This window comes from Streptomyces sp. NPDC030809, from assembly GCF_055572195.1.
This window is the reverse complement of the sequence record NZ_JBVIDV010000002.1, coordinates 230,665-248,220: the sequence shown is the minus strand read 5'-3', so window position 1 is coordinate 248,220 and position 17,556 is coordinate 230,665. Positions and strand designations below refer to the sequence as shown.

15 protein-coding genes and 2 tRNA genes are annotated in these 17,556 nt (G+C 70.9%); 13 read left to right on the top strand and 4 right to left on the bottom strand.

The features are described 5' to 3' along the window. Positions 1-20: 20 nt before the first annotated feature. A complete protein-coding gene (locus ACZ407_RS03805; protein ID WP_468125206.1) occupies positions 21-605 on the top strand; it encodes a biotin transporter BioY in 585 nt (194 codons plus the stop codon). A 99-nt stretch (positions 606-704) separates the two neighbouring features. Here ACZ407_RS03805 and ACZ407_RS03800 read toward each other — a convergent pair whose 3' ends face one another. After that, positions 705-2,138, bottom strand: a complete 1,434-nt coding sequence (locus tag ACZ407_RS03800; protein WP_468125205.1) for an amino acid permease — start codon at positions 2,136-2,138, stop codon at positions 705-707. Between the two features lie 221 nt (positions 2,139-2,359). On the opposite strand from ACZ407_RS03800, the gene ACZ407_RS03795 reads away from it, so the two are divergent. Both ACZ407_RS03795 and ACZ407_RS03790 read left to right on the top strand, forming a co-directional pair. After that, complete coding sequence (locus ACZ407_RS03795; protein WP_468125203.1) at positions 2,360-2,848, top strand: ribose-5-phosphate isomerase; 489 nt, start codon at positions 2,360-2,362, stop codon at positions 2,846-2,848. Positions 2,849-2,935: 87 nt separating this feature from the next. After that, on the top strand, positions 2,936-3,751 hold the full coding sequence (locus ACZ407_RS03790; protein ID WP_468125202.1) for an Fpg/Nei family DNA glycosylase: 816 nt from the start codon (positions 2,936-2,938) through the stop codon (positions 3,749-3,751). Positions 3,752-3,797: 46 nt separating this feature from the next. Here the strand turns inward: ACZ407_RS03790 and ACZ407_RS03785 are convergent, their stop codons facing one another. Further along, positions 3,798-5,030, bottom strand: coding sequence for a GNAT family N-acetyltransferase (locus ACZ407_RS03785; RefSeq protein WP_468125201.1), 1,233 nt, complete (start codon positions 5,028-5,030; stop codon positions 3,798-3,800). Positions 5,031-5,147: 117 nt separating this feature from the next. Between ACZ407_RS03785 and ACZ407_RS03780 the strand changes: the two genes are divergently transcribed. The 4 genes from ACZ407_RS03780 (at position 5,148) to ACZ407_RS03765 (ending at position 8,728) form a co-directional block, all read left to right on the top strand. Then, a complete protein-coding gene (locus ACZ407_RS03780; RefSeq protein ID WP_468125199.1) occupies positions 5,148-6,293 on the top strand; it encodes a PP2C family protein-serine/threonine phosphatase in 1,146 nt (381 codons plus the stop codon). A 212-nt stretch (positions 6,294-6,505) separates the two neighbouring features. Further along, complete coding sequence (locus ACZ407_RS03775; RefSeq protein ID WP_468125198.1) at positions 6,506-7,888, top strand: pyridoxal phosphate-dependent decarboxylase family protein; 1,383 nt, start codon at positions 6,506-6,508, stop codon at positions 7,886-7,888. Beyond that, the gene (locus ACZ407_RS03770; protein ID WP_468125197.1) at positions 7,885-8,358 is read left to right on the top strand and encodes an HD domain-containing protein; all 474 of its coding nucleotides are present in this window, start codon (positions 7,885-7,887) and stop codon (positions 8,356-8,358) included. Before ACZ407_RS03775 ends, ACZ407_RS03770 begins: the two co-directional genes overlap by 4 nt. A 175-nt stretch (positions 8,359-8,533) precedes the next feature. Beyond that, positions 8,534-8,728, top strand: coding sequence for a hypothetical protein (locus ACZ407_RS03765; protein ID WP_468125196.1), 195 nt, complete (start codon positions 8,534-8,536; stop codon positions 8,726-8,728). A 108-nt stretch (positions 8,729-8,836) separates the two neighbouring features. Here ACZ407_RS03765 and ACZ407_RS03760 read toward each other — a convergent pair. Further along, a tRNA-Gly gene (locus tag ACZ407_RS03760) sits at positions 8,837-8,910 on the bottom strand. A gap of 139 nt (positions 8,911-9,049) precedes the next feature. Here ACZ407_RS03760 and ACZ407_RS03755 point away from each other — a divergent pair. The 5 genes from ACZ407_RS03755 (at position 9,050) to clpX (ending at position 13,715) form a co-directional block, all read left to right on the top strand. Next, positions 9,050-9,126 (top strand) — tRNA-Pro (locus ACZ407_RS03755). A 182-nt stretch (positions 9,127-9,308) separates the two neighbouring features. After that, positions 9,309-10,694: a trigger factor gene (tig, locus tag ACZ407_RS03750; RefSeq protein ID WP_468125195.1), complete on the top strand. Its 1,386-nt coding sequence runs from the start codon at positions 9,309-9,311 to the stop codon at positions 10,692-10,694. A 243-nt stretch (positions 10,695-10,937) separates the two neighbouring features. Then, a complete protein-coding gene (locus ACZ407_RS03745; protein ID WP_468125194.1) occupies positions 10,938-11,555 on the top strand; it encodes an ATP-dependent Clp protease proteolytic subunit in 618 nt (205 codons plus the stop codon). A gap of 51 nt (positions 11,556-11,606) precedes the next feature. Then, positions 11,607-12,275 (top strand): ATP-dependent Clp protease proteolytic subunit, encoded by a 669-nt coding sequence (locus ACZ407_RS03740; protein ID WP_468125193.1) that lies wholly within the window; start codon positions 11,607-11,609, stop codon positions 12,273-12,275. Positions 12,276-12,428: 153 nt separating this feature from the next. Next, on the top strand, positions 12,429-13,715 hold the full coding sequence (gene clpX / locus ACZ407_RS03735; protein ID WP_226732536.1) for an ATP-dependent Clp protease ATP-binding subunit ClpX: 1,287 nt from the start codon (positions 12,429-12,431) through the stop codon (positions 13,713-13,715). A 66-nt stretch (positions 13,716-13,781) separates the two neighbouring features. Here the strand turns inward: clpX and ACZ407_RS03730 are convergent, their stop codons facing one another. Continuing rightward, positions 13,782-14,756 carry a hypothetical protein gene (locus ACZ407_RS03730; protein ID WP_468125192.1) on the bottom strand — a complete coding sequence of 325 codons (975 nt, stop codon included), beginning with the start codon at positions 14,754-14,756 and terminating at the stop codon, positions 13,782-13,784. A 130-nt stretch (positions 14,757-14,886) separates the two neighbouring features. Between ACZ407_RS03730 and ACZ407_RS03725 the strand changes: the two genes are divergently transcribed. Beyond that, positions 14,887-17,508 (top strand): valine--tRNA ligase, encoded by a 2,622-nt coding sequence (locus ACZ407_RS03725; RefSeq protein WP_468125191.1) that lies wholly within the window; start codon positions 14,887-14,889, stop codon positions 17,506-17,508. The last annotated feature ends 48 nt before the right edge of the window (positions 17,509-17,556 follow it).

Here is a 17,556-nt window from a genome sequence, read left to right as displayed (position 1 = left end):
CCTCACGCACCGGAGCACCCATGAGCACCGCTTCCGTTTCCTTCCGGCCCGGCGCCGTCCTCGCCGACCTGCTCCCCGCGAGCCGCACCCGCGAGGCCGCGCTGGTCCTCGGCGGCGCCGCGCTGATGGGCGCGGCCGCCCAGGTCTCCGTCCACGTGCCCGGGCTGATCGTGCCCGTCACCGGCCAGACCTTCGCCGCCCTGCTCGTGGGCACCGCCTTCGGCGCCCGCCGCGGCTTCCTGTCCCTGTCCCTCTACGTCCTCGCCGGGGCGGCCGGCCTGCCCTGGTTCGCGGGCGGCACCGCCGGCGCGGGCGGGGCCACCTTCGGCTACGTCCTCGGCATGCTGCTCGCCTCGGCGCTGGTCGGCGCGCTGGCCCGGCGCGGCGCCGACCGCTCCGTGCTGCGCACCGCCGGGGCGATGGCGGCCGGCTCGCTCGTCGTCTACGCCGTCGGCGTCCCCTACCTGGCGCTGGCCACGGGGATGCCCCTCGGCAAGGCCCTCGCCGTCGGCATGGTGCCCTTCCTGATCGGCGACGCCCTCAAGGCCGCCCTCGCGATGGGCCTCCTGCCCACCGCCTGGAAGCTGCTCGGCCGCCGCGGCTGACCGCCGCCCCGCCGCAACGCGAACGCCCCCGGACCACGCTGTCCGGGGGCGTTCGCGTACGTACTCACAGACCGGGAGGACCTCAGGAGGCCCGCCGGATCAGGGGTTCAGCGAGGTCTTGCGCCGGCGGTCCAGCACGAACCCGACGAGCACCACGGCGGCGGCGACCAGCGTCGAGAGGGTGACCACCTCGCGGTTCGCGTCGTCGAAGAACATGTAGCCGATCACGAAGGCGATCATCGCGGCGGTGGCCCAGGTCAGCCACGGGAACAGCCACATCTTGACGGTCAGCTTCTCCGGGGCCTCGGCCTGGAGGATCTTGCGCATGCGCAGCTGGGTCAGGCAGATGACCAGCCAGACGAAGAGCGCGATCGCACCCGAGGAGTTCAGCAGGAAGCTGAAGACCGTGTCCGGGTTGGTGTAGTTGAAGACCACCGCGACGAAGCCGAAGACCGTGGAGCCCAGGATGGCGGCCGTCGGCACGCCCCGCTTGCTCACCTTGGCGAAGGACTTGGGCGCGTCACCGCGCTCGCCCAGCGAGAAGGCCATGCGGGAGGCGGTGTAGAGGCCCGAGTTCAGGCAGGACAGCACCGCGGTCAGGACGATCACGTTCATGATCTGCCCGGCGGCCGGGATGCCGATGGAGTCGAGGGCGGCGACGTACGAGCCCTTCTCCGTGATCGACTTGTCGTTCCACGGCAGCAGGGTCAGGACCACGAAGATCGAGCCCAGGTAGAAGACGCCGATGCGCCAGATCACCGAGTTGGTGGCCTTGGTGACGGCGCGGCGCGGGTCCTCGGACTCGCCGGCGGCCAGGGTGACGATCTCGCTGCCCATGAAGGAGAAGACGACCATCAGCACACCGGTGAGGACGGAGCCCCAGCCGTTCGGCATGAAGCCGCCCGTGTCGGTGAGGTGCGCGAAGCCCGCGCCCGGGTTGTCCGAGCCCGGCAGCACGCCGAACACGGCCAGGACGCCGATGCCCACGAACGCGCCGATGGCGACGACCTTGATGCCCGCGAACCAGAACTCGAACTCGCCGTACGAGGCGACCGAGCCCAGGTTGGTGACCGTCAGGACGGCCATCACGATCAGGGCCCAGGCCCACTGCGGGACCGCCGGCACCCAGCCTTCGAGGATCACCGCACCCGCGGTGGCCTCCACGGCCAGCACGACGACCCAGAAGAACCAGTACAGCCAGCCGATGGAGAAGCCGGCCCAGCGGCCCAGCGCGCGGTCCGCGTACGCCGAGAAGGAGCCGGAGTTCGGGCTGGCCGCGGCCATCTCGCCCAGCATCCGCATGACGAAGACGACCATGGCGCCGACGAGGGCGTAGGAGATGAGGATCGCCGGGCCGGTCTTGGCGATGCCGCCGGAGGAGCCGACGAACAGGCCGGCGCCGATCACACCGCCGATCGCGATCATGGACAGGTGGCGGTTCTTGAGACCGGCCTTCAGACCGTCGGAAGACTGCGGGCCACCGGGTTCTCCGGCGTTTCCGTCTGTCTTCTGAAGGGTCGTCGTGGAGCTCATGGACGGATCCTTAAGTTCTCGGGTTGCGAGCCCCGGCATTCAATCCCGAGGGCGCGGCAGGTCGGAAGGCCCTAGTCCACTTCGTTATCCCGGGCGCAAAGGCCCGGACCTTCGCCCCAACCCTCCCCAACTGGGAACTTAGGGATTACTTGAGCTTTCCGCGTGACTTACGCGACACCCCCTGCACCCCCGCGGGGAGCGCCCGTGCCACACTCGGAGCCATGCGCGTGTACCTCGGATCCGACCATGCAGGCTTTGAGCTCAAGAACCACCTCGTGGACTGGCTCAAGAACAACGGCCACGAGCCCGTCGACTGCGGGCCCCACATCTACGACGCCGTCGACGACTACCCGCCGTTCTGCCTGCGCGCCGCGGAGAAGACCGCCGCGGACCCGGACAGCCTCGGCGTCGTGATCGGCGGCTCCGGCAACGGCGAGCAGATCGCCGCCAACAAGGTCAAGGGCGTCCGCGCCGTACTGGCCTGGAGCGTCGAGACCGCCAAGCTCGGCCGCGAGCACAACAACGCCAACGTGATCTCCGTCGGCGGCCGCATGCACACCGAGGAAGAGGCCACCGCCTTCGTCGAGGCCTTCCTCGCCACCCCGTACTCCGGCGAGGAGCGCCACACCCGCCGCATCGAGATGCTCTCCGCGTACGAGCAGACCGGCGAGCTCCCCCCGATCCCGGCCCACCACCCGCAGCAGGGCTGAGCCCCCAGCGCGAACCGTGCCACCGGCCCTCCGGCCGGTGGCACGGGCGTTCCACCCCCCGGCCGTGCCGTACAGGAGACCGCAGCCGTGCCCGAAGGCCACACCATCCACCGCCTCGCCCTGGACCACGCCGAGCGCTTCACCGGCCGCGCCGTGCGCGTCACCAGCCCCCAGGGCCGGTTCGCCGGCAGCGCCGCCCTGCTCGACGGCCGGGACCTGGCGGTCGCCGAGGCCCACGGCAAGCACCTCTTCCTCGGCTTCGGCGACCCCGCCGAGGACTGGGTCCACATCCACCTCGGCCTCTTCGGCAAGTACGGCTTCGGGCCCGCCCCCGCGCCCCCCGCGACCGACACCGTCCGCATGCGGCTCCTCAACGAGGACCACTACGCCGACCTGCGCGGCCCCACCACCTGCGCGCTGATCACCACGGCCGAGAAGAAGGCGATACACGAACGCCTCGGCCCGGACCCGCTGCGCCCCGGGGACGACCCCGACCGCGCCTGGGCCCGCATCTCCCGAAGCCGCACCACCGTCGCCGCCCTGCTCATGGACCAGAAGGTCGTCGCCGGCATCGGCAACGTCTACCGCGCCGAGGTGCTCTTCCGGCACCACATCGACCCCTACCGCGCCGGCAAGGACCTCGGCCGCGCCGAGTTCGACGCGATGTGGACCGACCTCGCCGCCCTGATGCGCGAGGGCGTCCGCAACAACCGCATCGACACCGTCCGCCCCGAGCACACGCCCGAGGCCATGGGCCGTCCGCCCCGCGTGGACGACCACGGCGGCGAGGTCTACGTCTACCGGCGCGCCGACCAGCCCTGCCACGTCTGCGGGGCCGGCATCCGCACCGCCGACCTGGCCGCCCGCAACCTCTTCTGGTGCCCGGACTGCCAGCAGCGCTGACCCCCGGCCGGCGCTGCCCTCCGGAAGCCGGTGCGCGGCCGCCGGCCTAGAACCCGTGCGGCAGCCAGGGCGCCACGTCCCCGGCGAAAGCCCGCGAGGCACGCCCCAGGGCGCCCGGGGACAGCTCCGCCACCCGCCCCGCCGCCGCCAGGGAGGCCAGCGTCACCCCGCCCAGGTACGCCGAGCCCAGCTCGCGCACCGACAGCGCCAGGTCCGCCGGGTCCGAGGTCCGCACACAGGAGGCGCCCGAGGCGTCGGCCGTGAGCCGCCACCGCCCCTCGTTCCAGGGACAGAACGCGTCCGCCACCTCGAAGACCACGTCCACCGGCACCTCGTACGCCCGCCCCGCCAGCGCCGCGCCCAGCTCCACCAGCCGCACGTGCAGCCCGTCCCGCACCCGCGGCTGCGCCCGCCGCACGTCCGTCACCAGGTGCAGCACCGGATCGTCCACCGGCCGCTTGTGCGCCCGCACCGTCCACGTCAGGTCGATCTCGAACACGTACCGCCACAGCGCCGCGTACGCCGCCGGGTCCAGCGCGTCCAGCTGGAGCACCTCCACCGACCCGGCCGAGCCCGACCACTCCCAGTCCGTCTTCACCTGGTAGCGGGCATAGCCCCGCACCCGCCCGTCCGGGCCCTCCGCGAGCACGCACGCCAGCGGCGACCGATTGCCCCGCTCCGACTCCGGATCCAGCAGCGCCTGCCGCTCCCAGCCCGGCTGCCGGGCCGGCATCCCCGGCCGCGCGGGCACCAGCGCCGCGTACACCCGTTCGCACTCCGGCAGCGCCTTCTCCGGGTCCGCCATCCGCACCCGGACCTCCTCGGCGCCCGGCGGCACCGACAGGCCCACCCGGGCCGTGTCGATCTCCACGGACAAGGCGTACGTGGCCGTCCCGTAGCCGAACCGCCCGTAGATCGCCGGATCCGAGGCCGTCAGCACGGCGAGCGGCTCACCACCCGCCCGGACGTCGTCCAGCTGGCGGCGCATCAGCGAGGTGAGCACCCCGCGCCGCCGGTGCGTGGGCGCCACGCCCACCATCGTCACCCCGGCCGCCGGCACGACCGCCCCGCCCGGCACCGACACCCGGAAGCTGAACGCCGAGGCCGAGCCCACGCACGCCTCCCCGTCCCACACCGCCAGCGAGCGCCCGGTCTCGGTCAGGTCCCGGTACAGCTCACGGCCCTCGGGGGCCTCCGGCGTCCCCCCGAACGCCACCTCCAGGTGCCGGAACCAGACGTCCCACTCCTCCGGCCGCAGCACCCGCATCTCATGTCCCATGCGCCATCCCTATCAGGGGCGATCCGCCCCCGGCGACCCGGTTTCGCCCCGTCTGCCCGCCCGGGTCGGGGGGTACCCCTGCGCACGCACAGCCAGGATGGATAGGGTCCCGAAGCAATGGCCGGAGCACGCGTGGAATCGTTCCCGGCCCGGATGCGCAAGGCTGCGCTCCGGGCCCGCACCGCCCTGCGCAAATCCGCCGTCGACTACTTCCGCGGCGACGCCTCCGACTGGCTGGCCCTCTGCGGACTGCTCGCCGCCGTCCCCGCGATCGCCTGCGGCACCCTCACCATGCCGGTCTGGTTCTCCCCCTCGGCCCTGGTCCTGCCCATCGTCGCGGGCGGCCTGCTGCTGCGGCCGGCCAGCCTCCTCGGGCTCTACGCGGCCGCGGCCGCCGCCCTGATCGTCGAGTCCGTGGTCCTCGGGCCGTACACCGGGGGACCCGGCCGGGTCACCCCCGGCACCGTGCTCGTCGTCGCCGCCTGCGGGTTCTTCGGACTGGTCATCGCCCAGTTCCGCAGCCGGGTCGGAGTGCCCTGGCGGCGCGGCGGGACCATGCTCTTCGACCTGCGCGAACGCATCCGCGTCCAGAGCAAGCTGCCCGCCCTGCCGCGCGGCTGGCACCGGGAGATGGCCCTGCGCCCGGCCGGCGGGCAGTCCTTCTCCGGGGACTTCGTCGTCGCCGCCCGCACCAACGGCGGCCGCACCCTGGAGGTCGTCCTCACCGACGTCTCCGGCAAGGGCATGGACGCCGGCTCCCGGGCCCTGCTGCTCTCCGGCGCCTTCGGCGGCCTCCTCGGCTCCCTCCCGCACCGCGACTTCCTGCCGGCCGCGAACGGCTACCTCCTGCGCCAGGACTGGGACGAGGGCTTCGCCACCTCCGTCCACCTCGTCCTCGACCTCCTGACCGGCGAGTACGAGCTCCTCTCCGCCGGCCACCTGCCCGCCCTCCAGCTCTCGGCCGGGACCGGGCGCTGGCGGGAGGTCTCGGGCGAGGGCCCGCTGCTCGGCGTCTACGACGGCGCGGAATTCGAACCCGCGACCGGCACGCTGCGGCCCGGGGACGTCCTCATGCTCTTCACGGACGGCCTGGTCGAAACCGCCGACCGCGACATCGCCGAGGGCATCGACCGCCTCACCGGGGAAGCGGACCGCTACGTCGCGTCCGGCTTCGAGGGTGCGGCCTGGCACCTGATCGAAAAAGTGGCAAAGGACGTCAACGACGACCGGGCCCTCCTCCTGATCCGCCGCTCGGCGGTCTGACCCCGGGGGCTCCCCCCCGCACCCCCGCCCCCCACGCCTCGAAACTCCCCCGGCCCAGGGGCACATCCGGCCCGTCCGGGGGGGGCACCCCCCAGCGGTAGCCGGGGGAGTTCGAGGACCGGGGTCCGGGGCGGAGCCCGAAAGCACGGGCCGGGCCACCCTTACCCGATTGGCCCGGTCGGACCACCCCCGCCGAGACCTACCGTGCCCCCATGGACCCCCAGCTCCACGCCGACCTCACCCGCCTCCCCGCCCTCCTGGACCTCGTACGCGACCACGCCGCAGGCGTACTCCGCACGGTGGACAGCCGTACCGTCGTACCCGCCCGCACCACCCCGCCCCCCGCCCCCGCTCCCCTCCCCGAGCACGGCGACGGCACCGAGGCCGCCCTGCGGGCTTTCGCCGAGCGCTGGGAGCCGCGGCTCTCCGCCAGCGCCGGCCCCCGCTACCTCGGCTTCGTGACCGGCGGGGCCACCCCCGCCGCCCTCGCCGGGGACTGGCTCACCGCCGCGCACGACCAGAACTCCAACTCCGCCCTCGACGCCGGCGGCCAGGACCTCGAACGCGAGACCGTCGGCTGGCTCCGTGAGCTCTTCGGCCTCCCCGAGGCCCACACCGGCACCTTCGTCAGCGGAGCCACCCTCTCCAACACCGCCGGCCTCGCCATCGCCCGCGAATGGCTCGGCGAGCGCCTAGGCGTGTCCCCCGCCGAGGACGGGGCCGGTGCGCTCGGCCGGGTCCGCGTGCTCTCCGGCGCCCCGCACTCCTCCATCGGCAAGGCCCTCGCGGTCCTCGGCCTCGGCCGCAGCTCCCTCGTCCCGGTCCCCACCCTCCCCGGCCGCGAGGCCGTGGACCCCGCCGCCCTGGAACGCGCGCTCGCCGACACCGCCGGCCCCTGCGTGGTCGTCGCCAACGCCGGCACCGTCAACACCGTCGACTTCGACGACCTCCGCGCCCTCGCCGCGCTCCGCCGCCGCCACGACTTCTGGCTGCACACCGACGCCGCCTTCGGCGCCTTCGCGGCCCTCTCGCCCGACCACGCCCACCTCACCGCCGGCCTCGGCGCGTCCGACTCGGTCTGCATCGACCTGCACAAGTGGCTGAACGTCCCCTACGACAGCGCCGTCCAGTTCACCCGCCGCCGCGACCTGCAGACCCGCGTCTTCCAGAACTCCGCCGCCTACCTCGGCCCGCTCGGCCCCGACCCCGACCTGGTCCACCTCACCCCGGAGAACTCCCACCGGCTGCGCGCACTCACCGCCTGGTTCACCCTCGCCGCCTACGGCCGCCGCGGCCACCGCGAGATCGTCGAACGCAACATCGAGGGGGCCCGCACCCTGGGCGCCGCCCTGGAGCGTGGAACCGCCTTCCGGCTGCTCGCCCCGGTCCGGCTCAACGTTGTCTGCTTCACCCTCGCCGGGGACCCGGCGCCGGAGCGGCTGGCCGCCCTGCGCGAGGCCGTCTCCGAGGAGGTCTTCCTCACCCCCACCGTGTACCGGGGAACCCCCGCCCTGCGCGCCGCGTTCTCCAACTGGCGGACCACGCCGGCCGATGCCGAGCGCGTGGCCGCAATCCTGCACCGGGAGGCGAAGTGACGGAAGCGGACCCGGCCCCGGCCCCGGGCCTGACCACGGCCGAGGTCGAGGCCCTGGCCCGGGCGGCCCACGCCGGGCAGACCGACAAGGCCGGCCGGCCGTACGAGGAGCACCTGAGGGCCGTGGCCGAGGGCGTGCGCGCCCGCGGGGGCACCGAGCGGCAGATCGCCGCCGCCTGGCTGCACGACTCCGTGGAGGACGCGGCCGTCGGGGAGGCCGAGCTCGCCGCGCTGGCCCTCCCGCAGGAGGTCAAGGACATGGTCCTCGCCCTCACCAAGAGGCCGGGGGAGCCGCCCGCGGAGTTCGCCGCCCGGATCCTGGCCACCCCCGGCGCCCTCCTCGTCAAGGAGGCCGATCTGGCCCACAACGCGGACCCGGCCCGGCTCGCCGTCCTCGACGCGCCCACCCGCGAGCGGCTCACCGCCAAGTACGCGGACATGCGCAGACGGCTGGGACTGGCCGCGCCCTGAGGCCCGAAATGTGCCGCGAAGTCTGCCGGTTGGCCTGAAACGCGTGTAGTCGATTCGTCACGAGGCGGATAGGCGGGGCCCGTTGGTGGCACGATGGTCCATGTGGGGGTGTGCGGGGAAGCGCACTCCCAGGCCGAGAAGGCCGATCAGGGGACGACCGAGGGTGTGATCAGTAGTGGCCATTTCGCTGTCTGTGGTGGTTCTTTTGGCCGTCATCTTGGTGGTGCTGATCCGCGGGAACCACATCAAGCCGGGTCCGGCCATCGTGGCCACCCTCTTCGGCTTCTTCCTGGCGTCCAGCTCGATCGCCCCGGACGTGAACCGGTTCCTCAAGTCGCTCAGCGACACGATCGCCAACATCAGCCTCTAGGCGGGCCGGCCCGCGCCGCCGCGGCCCTGCGCGGCGGCCCTGGGCGGACCTCGCGGCACCACGCGCAAGAGCCGGTCCCCGCTGGGCGGAGACCGGCTCTTCACGTCGTGGAGCGGGTGACGGGAATCGAACCCGCGTAGCTAGTTTGGAAGACTAGTGCTCTACCATTGAGCTACACCCGCACGCAGCACCGCAGGTCACAGGACCGCGGTACGGACAGCATCCTAGCGGGTCCCGGCGCCCGAGCGCACACCCCTTTCCCGGCCGTGCAACTCTTGCGCCCGCGCACCTCGCGGGCATGTACCCTACGTGTCGCACCGACGGGGTGTGGCGCAGCTTGGTAGCGCGTCCGCTTTGGGAGCGGAAGGTCGTCGGTTCGAATCCGGCCACCCCGACCAGCTCAGTCTCCGATGATCCGGATCATGCCCCTCCCCATGATCGCGTTGTGGGCGGCCGACCGCTTGCGGTTACTATGCAAGCTGCGTGCCCGTGTGTCTGATGTACCGGGCCCGATCCGCAGACCCGCTGAATTCGCAGCGGTCCGCAGAACCCCAGAAGTCAGCCACAAGGAGACCGAACCGTGAAGAGCGCCGTGGAGACCCTGAACCCGACCCGGGTTCGGCTCACTGTCGAGGTGCCCTTCGAGGAGCTCAAGGACAGCCTCGACGCGGCGTACAAGAAGATCAACCAGCAGGTCACGGTCAAGGGCTTCCGCAAGGGCAAGATCCCGAACCGGGTCATCGACCAGCGCTTCGGCCGCGGTGCGGTGCTGGAAGAGGCCGTCAACGACGCCCTCCCGAAGTTCTACACCGAGGCCGTGAACGAGGCCGAGGTCAACCCGCTGGGTCAGCCCGAGGTCGACATCACGGAGCTGAAGGACGGCGAGCTGCTGGCCTTCACCGCCGAGGTCGACGTCCGCCCGACCATCGAGATCCCGGACTACTCCGGCATCGAGGTCGAGGTCGACGCCGTCGAGGTCACCGACGAGGACGTCGAGAAGTCGGTCGAGCAGCTGCGCAACCGCTTCGCGTCCACCAACCCGGTCGAGCGTGCGGCCGAGGACGGCGACGTCGTGACCGTGGACCTCGAGGCCAAGGTCGACGGCGAGGTGCTCGAGGACGGCGTTGCCTCCGGCGTCTCCTACACCATCGGTTCGGGCGAGCTCCTCGACGGCATCGACGAGGCCGTCAAGGGCCTGGAGGCCGGCGGCGAGGCCACCTTCACCTCGCAGCTCAAGGGCGGCTCCGCCGAGGGCAAGGACGCCGAGATCACCGTCAAGGTGACCGCCGTGGCGGCCAAGGAGCTCCCGGAGCTCGACGACGAGTTCGCGCAGCTGGCGAGCGAGTTCGACACCCTCGACGAGCTGAAGGCCGACAGCCGCAAGCGCCTCGAGAACATGAAGCAGTTCGACCAGGCCACGCAGGCCCAGGAGCGCGTCCTGGAGAAGCTGCTGGAGCTCGTCGAGGTCCCGATCCCCGAGAAGCTCCTCGAGGACGAGATCAACACCCGCAAGCACAACCTGGAGCACCACCAGCTCGGCCAGATGGGCCTGACGCTGGAGAAGTACCTCGAGTTCCAGGGCAAGACCGTCGAGGAGTTCGACGCCGAGACCCGCGAGCAGGCGGTCAAGGGCATCAAGACGCAGTTCGTCCTGGACGAGCTCGTCAACAAGGAGAAGCTGAACGTCAACCAGGAAGAGCTCACCGAGCACCTCCTGCGCCGCGCGCAGTCCTCCGGCATGTCCCCCGACCAGTTCGCCCAGGCCGTCGTCGAGGGCGGCCAGGTCCCGATGCTCGTCGGCGAGGTCGCCCGCGGCAAGGCCCTCGCGGTCGTCGTCGAGGCCGCCAAGGTCGTCGACACCAAGGGTGAGGTCGTGGACCTCTCCGACGACGAGGACGAGGTCGAGGAGGCCGCCGCGGTCGTCGAGGCCGCCGTGGACGCCGACGCCGAGGCCGAGGCCAAGTAGGACCCCGCGGCCCCGGCCCAGGGCCAGGCCGTGACAAGGGCCCGGACGCACCGCGTCCGGGCCCTTCGGCGTCCCCTCGCGGAACGCTCGAAAGACCCCGCGTACCTTGCGCTCCCAGCGAACAGTTCGGGAAGCGGGATGGCGTTGTCCGACCTGCGCGTTAGGGTCCATGAATACGAGGGCACTGCCCTCTGAACGAGACGCTGAGACGGCAGGTGCCGTCGGAGACGAGCAGGTGGATACGTGACGAATCTGAAGCCTTACGCCGCGGGTGAGCCGTCCATCGGTGGCGGCCTCGGCGACCATGTCTACAACCGGCTGCTCGGCGAGCGCATCGTCTTCCTCGGCCAGCAGGTCGACGACGACATCGCCAACAAGATCACCGCGCAGCTCCTCCTCCTGGCCGCCGATCCGGAGAAGGACATCTACCTGTACATCAACAGCCCCGGCGGCTCGGTGACCGCAGGCATGGCGATCTACGACACCATGCAGTTCATCCCGAACGACGTCGTCACCATCGGCATGGGCATGGCCGCCTCCATGGGCCAGTTCCTGCTGACCGGCGGCACCGCGGGCAAGCGCTTCGCGCTCCCGAACACCGACATCCTGATGCACCAGGGCTCCGCCGGCATCGGCGGCACCGCGTCGGACATCAAGATCCAGGCCCAGTACCTGCTGCGCACCAAGCAGCGCATGGCCGAGATCACCGCCCACCACTCGGGCCAGACCGTCGAGGCGATCATCCGCGACGGCGACCGCGACCGCTGGTTCACCGCCGAGGAGGCCAAGGAGTACGGCCTCATCGACGACATCATCTCGGCCGCGTCCCTCGCTCCGGGCGGCGGCGGCACCGGGGCCTGACCCCGGCCGGTCCCGAACACGGAAAGCCCCAGCCCGCAGAACGCCACCAGGATGGTGAACACCCACATGCAGAACAACCTCTCCGCGAGCGGCCTCTACACCGGCGCGCAGGTGGACAACCGCTACGTCGTCCCGCGCTTCGTCGAGCGCACCTCGCAGGGCGTGCGCGAGTACGACCCGTACGCGAAGCTGTTCGAGGAGCGCGTGATCTTCCTCGGCGTGCAGATCGACGACGCCTCCGCCAACGACGTCATGGCGCAGCTGCTGTGCCTGGAGTCGATGGACCCGGACCGCGACATCTCGATCTACATCAACAGCCCCGGTGGTTCCTTCACCGCGCTGACGGCGATCTACGACACCATGCAGTTCGTGAAGCCGGACATCCAGACCGTCTGCATGGGCCAGGCGGCCTCCGCCGCCGCGGTCCTGCTGGCCGCCGGCACCCCCGGCAAGCGGATGGCCCTGCCCAACGCCCGCGTGCTGATCCACCAGCCGTCCGGCGGCACCGGCCGCGAGCAGCTCTCCGACCTGGAGATCGCGGCCAACGAGATCCTCCGCATGCGCGACCAGCTGGAGTCCATGCTGGCCAAGCACTCCTCCACGCCGATCGAGAAGATCCGCGAGGACATCGAGCGCGACAAGATCCTCACGGCCGAGGACGCGCTGGCCTACGGCCTGATCGACCAGATCGTCTCCACCCGGAAGATGAACAACGTCTGATCCTTGCGGCCCCTTGGCGTGGTCACATCGTCACGAACGGCGATGTGAACCGCGTCAAGGGGGCCCCGAGATGGGGGCCCGGCAAGGTACCGTCGGATATGAGGCACCAGGAGCGCTGAACCAAGCGTCTCCCAGGCGAAGGGGAAGCACCTCGTGGCACGCATCGGTGACGGCGGCGACCTGCTCAAGTGCTCGTTCTGCGGAAAGAGCCAGAAGCAGGTGAAGAAGCTCATCGCAGGACCCGGTGTGTACATCTGCGACGAGTGCATCGACCTCTGCAACGAGATCATCGAAGAGGAACTCGCGGAGACCTCGGAAGTGCGGTGGGAGGAACTCCCCAAGCCGCGCGAGATCTACGAGTTCCTGGAGAGCTACGTCGTCGGCCAGGAGCCGGCGAAGAAGGCGCTCTCCGTCGCTGTGTACAACCACTACAAGCGCGTCCAGGCCGGCGAGAACGGCGGCGCGCAGGGCCGTGACGACGCCATCGAGCTGGCGAAGTCCAACATCCTCCTGCTGGGTCCCACGGGCTCCGGCAAGACCCTGCTGGCCCAGACCCTGGCCCGCATGCTGAACGTCCCGTTCGCCATCGCCGACGCGACGGCGCTGACGGAGGCCGGCTATGTGGGCGAGGACGTCGAGAACATCCTGCTGAAGCTGATCCAGGCGGCCGACTACGACGTCAAGAAGGCCGAGACCGGGATCATCTACATCGACGAGATCGACAAGGTCGCGCGCAAGAGCGAGAACCCGTCGATCACGCGCGACGTGTCGGGCGAGGGCGTCCAGCAGGCCCTGCTGAAGATCCTGGAGGGCACCACCGCCTCCGTGCCTCCGCAGGGCGGCCGCAAGCACCCGCACCAGGAGTTCATCCAGATCGACACGACAAACGTGCTCTTCATCGTGGGCGGCGCCTTCGCCGGCCTGGAGAAGATCATCGAGTCGCGTGCGGGGGCCAAGGGCATCGGCTTCGGGGCGACGATCCGCTCGAAGCGGGAGATCGAGGCCAGCGACCAGTTCCAGGAGGTCATGCCGGAGGACCTGGTGAAGTTCGGGATGATCCCGGAGTTCATCGGCCGCCTGCCCGTCATCACCTCGGTCCACAACCTGGACCGCGAGGCCCTCCTCCAGATCCTCGTCGAGCCGCGCAACGCGCTGGTCAAGCAGTACCAGCGGCTGTTCGAACTCGACGGCGTCGAGCTGGACTTCGAGCGCGGCGCGCTGGAGGCCATCGCGGACCAGGCCATCCTCCGCCAGACCGGCGCGCGCGGCCTGCGCGCCATCATGGAAGAGGTCCTGATGTCGGTGATGTACGAGGTCCCGTCCCGCAAGGACGTGGCCCGCGTGGTCATCACGGGCGACGTGGTCCGCTCCAACGTCAACCCGACCCTCGTCCCGCGCATCGTCCCGAAGGACCAGGGCCCGCACGAGAAGTCGGCGTAACAACTCCAGACACCGAAGGGGCGCCCCACCAACCCGGTGGGGCGCCCCTTCGGTGCGTTCGCGGTGCTACTTCTTCACGCGGGCCGTGTTGTAGAGCTTCGCGGTGTAGTCCGCGGTCTGCTCGAGGGTGTAGCCCTTGCCGTTGCCCATCAGCGCCGAGAGGTCCATGGCCGCGACCATGCCCATGGTGCTGTAGTCGCCCCAGATGCAGATGGGCATCGTGAACTCCTTGGCCAGCGGCATGCCCGAGTCCTGCTTCTTCGGCTTCATCTTGATTTCCTGGCACTTCATGACGGCGCCGCTGAAGCCGGCCGGCGTCATCGCCTTGGGGCTGCCGACCAGCTCGGCCTCCATCTCGTCGTCCTTCGCCATCTTCACCTGGGCTGCGGCGAAGTTCGCGTCGACGCTCTTCTCGGGGTCGGCGAGCTCGCCGTAGAGGCCCGAGAAGGTCAGCCCCTTGGCCGTCAGCGGGTTGCCCTTGTCACCCGACTCGTACTGCTGGCTGGCCTGCTGGGGGTTCTTGACCCCGATCGCCTCGGCCTCCTTGCGGTCCTTCTCGCTGAACTCGTTGTCCGACTTCTTCTCGGCCTTCTTGAACTCGGCGACCGCCGGAGGCGGGACCAGCTTGTAGCCCTTGGTGGCGTCCGAGATGTTGCCGCTGCCGCTCTTGCCCATCAGGAAGAACGCGCCGCCGCCGACGATCGCCAGGCCGACGATCGCCGCGACCACGATCAGGCCCGTCTTCTTCTTGGCCGGGGGCTGCATCGGAGGCATCGGGCCGCCGTACGGGGGCGCGGGGGGCTGCTGGCCGTACGGGTTCGGCTGCGGGGGCATGCCCGGCTGCTGGGGGTAGCCGTAGCCCTGCGGCGGGACGCCCTGCGGGGCCTGCTGCGGGTAGCCGTAGCCGGGCTGCGGGGCCGGCTGGCCGTACGGGTTCGGCTGGGGCTGCCCGCCGTACGGGTTCGGCTGCGGCGGCTGCCCGCCGTACGGTCCGGGCTGCTGCGGCTGGCCGCCGTACGGTCCGGGCTGGTTGTAGCTCATTACCTCGTCCCCCTGTGCAGGATCCTTTATGTGTCCCGGACATCCTGGCGGAAGGCGGCCGGCCGGGCCGCCCCGGGGCACCGGATTACCGGTTTCATAGCTGGACTGTTACCGCTCTAAACTGTGGTCCGTGACCGAGAACACGCAGACACCCAGCAGCCCCAACTCCGAACTGCCGACCACCTACGCGCCGGCCGAGGTAGAGGGGAAGCTCTACGAGCGCTGGGTAGAGCGCGGTTACTTCGAGGCCGACGCGAAGAGCGAGAAGCCCGCGTACACCATCGTCATCCCGCCGCCGAACGTCACGGGCAGCCTGCACCTGGGCCACGCCTTCGAGCACACCCTGATCGACGCCCTCACCCGCCGCAAGCGCATGCAGGGCTTCGAGACCCTGTGGCAGCCCGGCATGGACCACGCCGGCATCGCCACCCAGAACGTGGTCGAGCGTGAGCTCGCCAAGGAGGGCAAGTCCCGCCACGACCTCGGCCGCGAGGCCTTCGTCGAGCGGGTCTGGCAGTGGAAGGGCGAGTCCGGCGGCCAGATCTCCGGCCAGATGCGCCGCCTCGGCGACGGCGTCGACTGGTCCCGCGAGCGCTTCACGATGGACGAGGGCCTGTCCCAGGCCGTCCAGACCATCTTCAAGCGGCTCTACGAGGACGAGCTGATCTACCGGGCCGAGCGCATCATCAACTGGTGCCCGCGCTGCCTGACCGCGATCTCCGACATCGAGGTCGAGTACCAGGACGACGACGGCGAGCTCGTCTCGATCCGCTACGGCGAGGGCGAGGACTCCCTGGTCGTCGCGACCACCCGCGCCGAGACGATGCTCGGCGACACCGCCGTGGCCGTCCACCCGGACGACGAGCGCTACAAGCACCTCGTCGGCCGCCAGATCAAGCTGCCGCTGACCGACCGCAGCATCCCGGTCGTCGCCGACACGCACGTGGACCCCGAGTTCGGCACCGGCGCCGTCAAGGTGACCCCGGCGCACGACCCGAACGACTTCGAGATCGGCCAGCGCCACGGCCTGCCGAACCTCGCCGTCATGGACGAGCGCGCCATCATCACCGCCCCCGGCCCCTTCCAGGGCCTGGACCGCCTCGAGGCCCGTTCCGCCATCGTCGCCGCCCTGCGCGCCGAGGGCCGGATCGTCGCCGAGAAGCGCCCGTACACGCACTCCGTCGGCCACTGCTCGCGCTGCAAGACCACCATCGAGCCGCGCCTGTCGATGCAGTGGTGGGTCAAGGTCGGCCCGCTCGCGAAGGCCGCCGGCGACGCGGTCCGCGAGGGCAAGGTCAAGATCCACCCGCAGGAGATGGAGAAGCGGTACTTCGACTGGGTCGACAACCTCCACGACTGGTGCATCTCGCGCCAGCTGTGGTGGGGCCACCGCATCCCCGTCTGGTACGGCCCGAACGGCGAGGTCGTCTGCGTCGGACCGGACGAGGAGCCGCCGGCGGGCGAGGGCTGGCACCAGGACACCGACGTCCTCGACACCTGGTTCTCCTCGGGCCTGTGGCCCTTCTCCACCCTCGGCTGGCCGCAGCAGACCGAGAGCCTCGCGAAGTTCTACCCGAACTCCGTCCTGGTCACCGGCTACGACATCCTCTTCTTCTGGGTCGCCCGGATGATGATGTTCGGCCTGTACGCGATGGACGGCGTCCCGCCGTTCCACACCATCGCCCTGCACGGCATGGTCCGCGACCAGTTCGGCAAGAAGATGTCGAAGTCCTTCGGCAACGCGGTGAACCCGCTGGACTGGATGGACACCTACGGCTCCGACGCGGTCCGCTTCACGCTGGCCCGCGGTGCGAACCCGGGCGTCGACGTCCCGATCGGCGAGGACTGGGTCCAGGCCTCCCGCAACTTCGCCAACAAGATCTGGAACGCGACCCGCTTCGCGCTCATGAACGGCGCCACCATCGAGGGCGAGCTGCCGGCCCCGGAGCAGATGTCGGCGACCGACCGGTGGATCCTCTCGCGGCTGAACAAGACCGTGGCCGAGGTCGACGCCTTCTACGAGGACTACCAGTTCTCGAAGCTGTCGGACTCGCTCTACCACTTCGCGTGGGACGAGGTCTTCAGCTGGTACGTCGAGCTGTCGAAGACGACCTTCTTCGCGGGCGGCGAGCAGGCGCAGGTGTCCGGCCGGGTCCTCGGCGAGGTCCTCGACGTCATGCTGCGGCTGCTGCACCCGGTGGTCCCGTTCGTCACCGAGACCCTGTGGACCACCCTCACGGGCCGCGAGTCCCTGGTGATCGCCGACTGGCCGGCCGACAGCGGTTTCCGCGACGAGGCCGCCGAGGCCGAGATCGAGCTGGTCAAGGCGGTCGTCACCGAGGTCCGCCGGTTCCGCAAGGAGCAGGGCCTGCAGGACGGCCAGAAGGTCCCGGCCCGCCTGGACCTCACCGGCACCCCGCTGGCCGCGCACGAGGGTGCGATCCGCCAGCTGCTGCGCCTCCAGCCGGAGGGCGAGGCCTTCAGCGCCACCGCCACCCTGCCGGTCGCCGGTGCCACCGTGGCCCTGGACCTCTCCGGCACCATCGACGTGGCGGCCGAGCGCAAGCGCCTCGCCAAGGACCTGGCCGCCGCCGAGAAGGAGAAGCAGCAGGCCGAGGGCAAGCTCGGGAACGAGGCCTTCCTGGCCAAGGCCCCCGACAACGTCGTGGACAAGATCAAGGGCCGACTGGCCAAGGCCGAGGCGGACATCGCCCGGATCCAGGCCCAGCTGGACGCCCTGCCCGCCGCCTAGCGGACGCCCGGCAGGAAGTACGTACGCGAAGGCCCCCGCTCTTTCGGA

Excerpts from the sequence above, each read along its gene's own strand:
- ACZ407_RS03740 (WP_468125193.1), top strand. The coding sequence starts at position 11,607 with ATGGTGAACACCCACATGCAGAACAACCTCTCCGCGAGCGGCCTCTAC.
- ACZ407_RS03800 (WP_468125205.1), bottom strand. The coding sequence starts at position 2,138 with ATGAGCTCCACGACGACCCTTCAGAAGACAGACGGAAACGCCGGAGAA.
- ACZ407_RS03730 (WP_468125192.1), bottom strand. The coding sequence starts at position 14,756 with ATGAGCTACAACCAGCCCGGACCGTACGGCGGCCAGCCGCAGCAGCCC.
- ACZ407_RS03775 (WP_468125198.1), top strand. The coding sequence starts at position 6,506 with ATGGACCCCCAGCTCCACGCCGACCTCACCCGCCTCCCCGCCCTCCTG.
- ACZ407_RS03780 (WP_468125199.1), top strand. The coding sequence starts at position 5,148 with ATGGCCGGAGCACGCGTGGAATCGTTCCCGGCCCGGATGCGCAAGGCT.
- ACZ407_RS03805 (WP_468125206.1), top strand. The coding sequence starts at position 21 with ATGAGCACCGCTTCCGTTTCCTTCCGGCCCGGCGCCGTCCTCGCCGAC.
- ACZ407_RS03785 (WP_468125201.1), bottom strand. The coding sequence starts at position 5,030 with ATGGGACATGAGATGCGGGTGCTGCGGCCGGAGGAGTGGGACGTCTGG.
- ACZ407_RS03795 (WP_468125203.1), top strand. The coding sequence starts at position 2,360 with ATGCGCGTGTACCTCGGATCCGACCATGCAGGCTTTGAGCTCAAGAAC.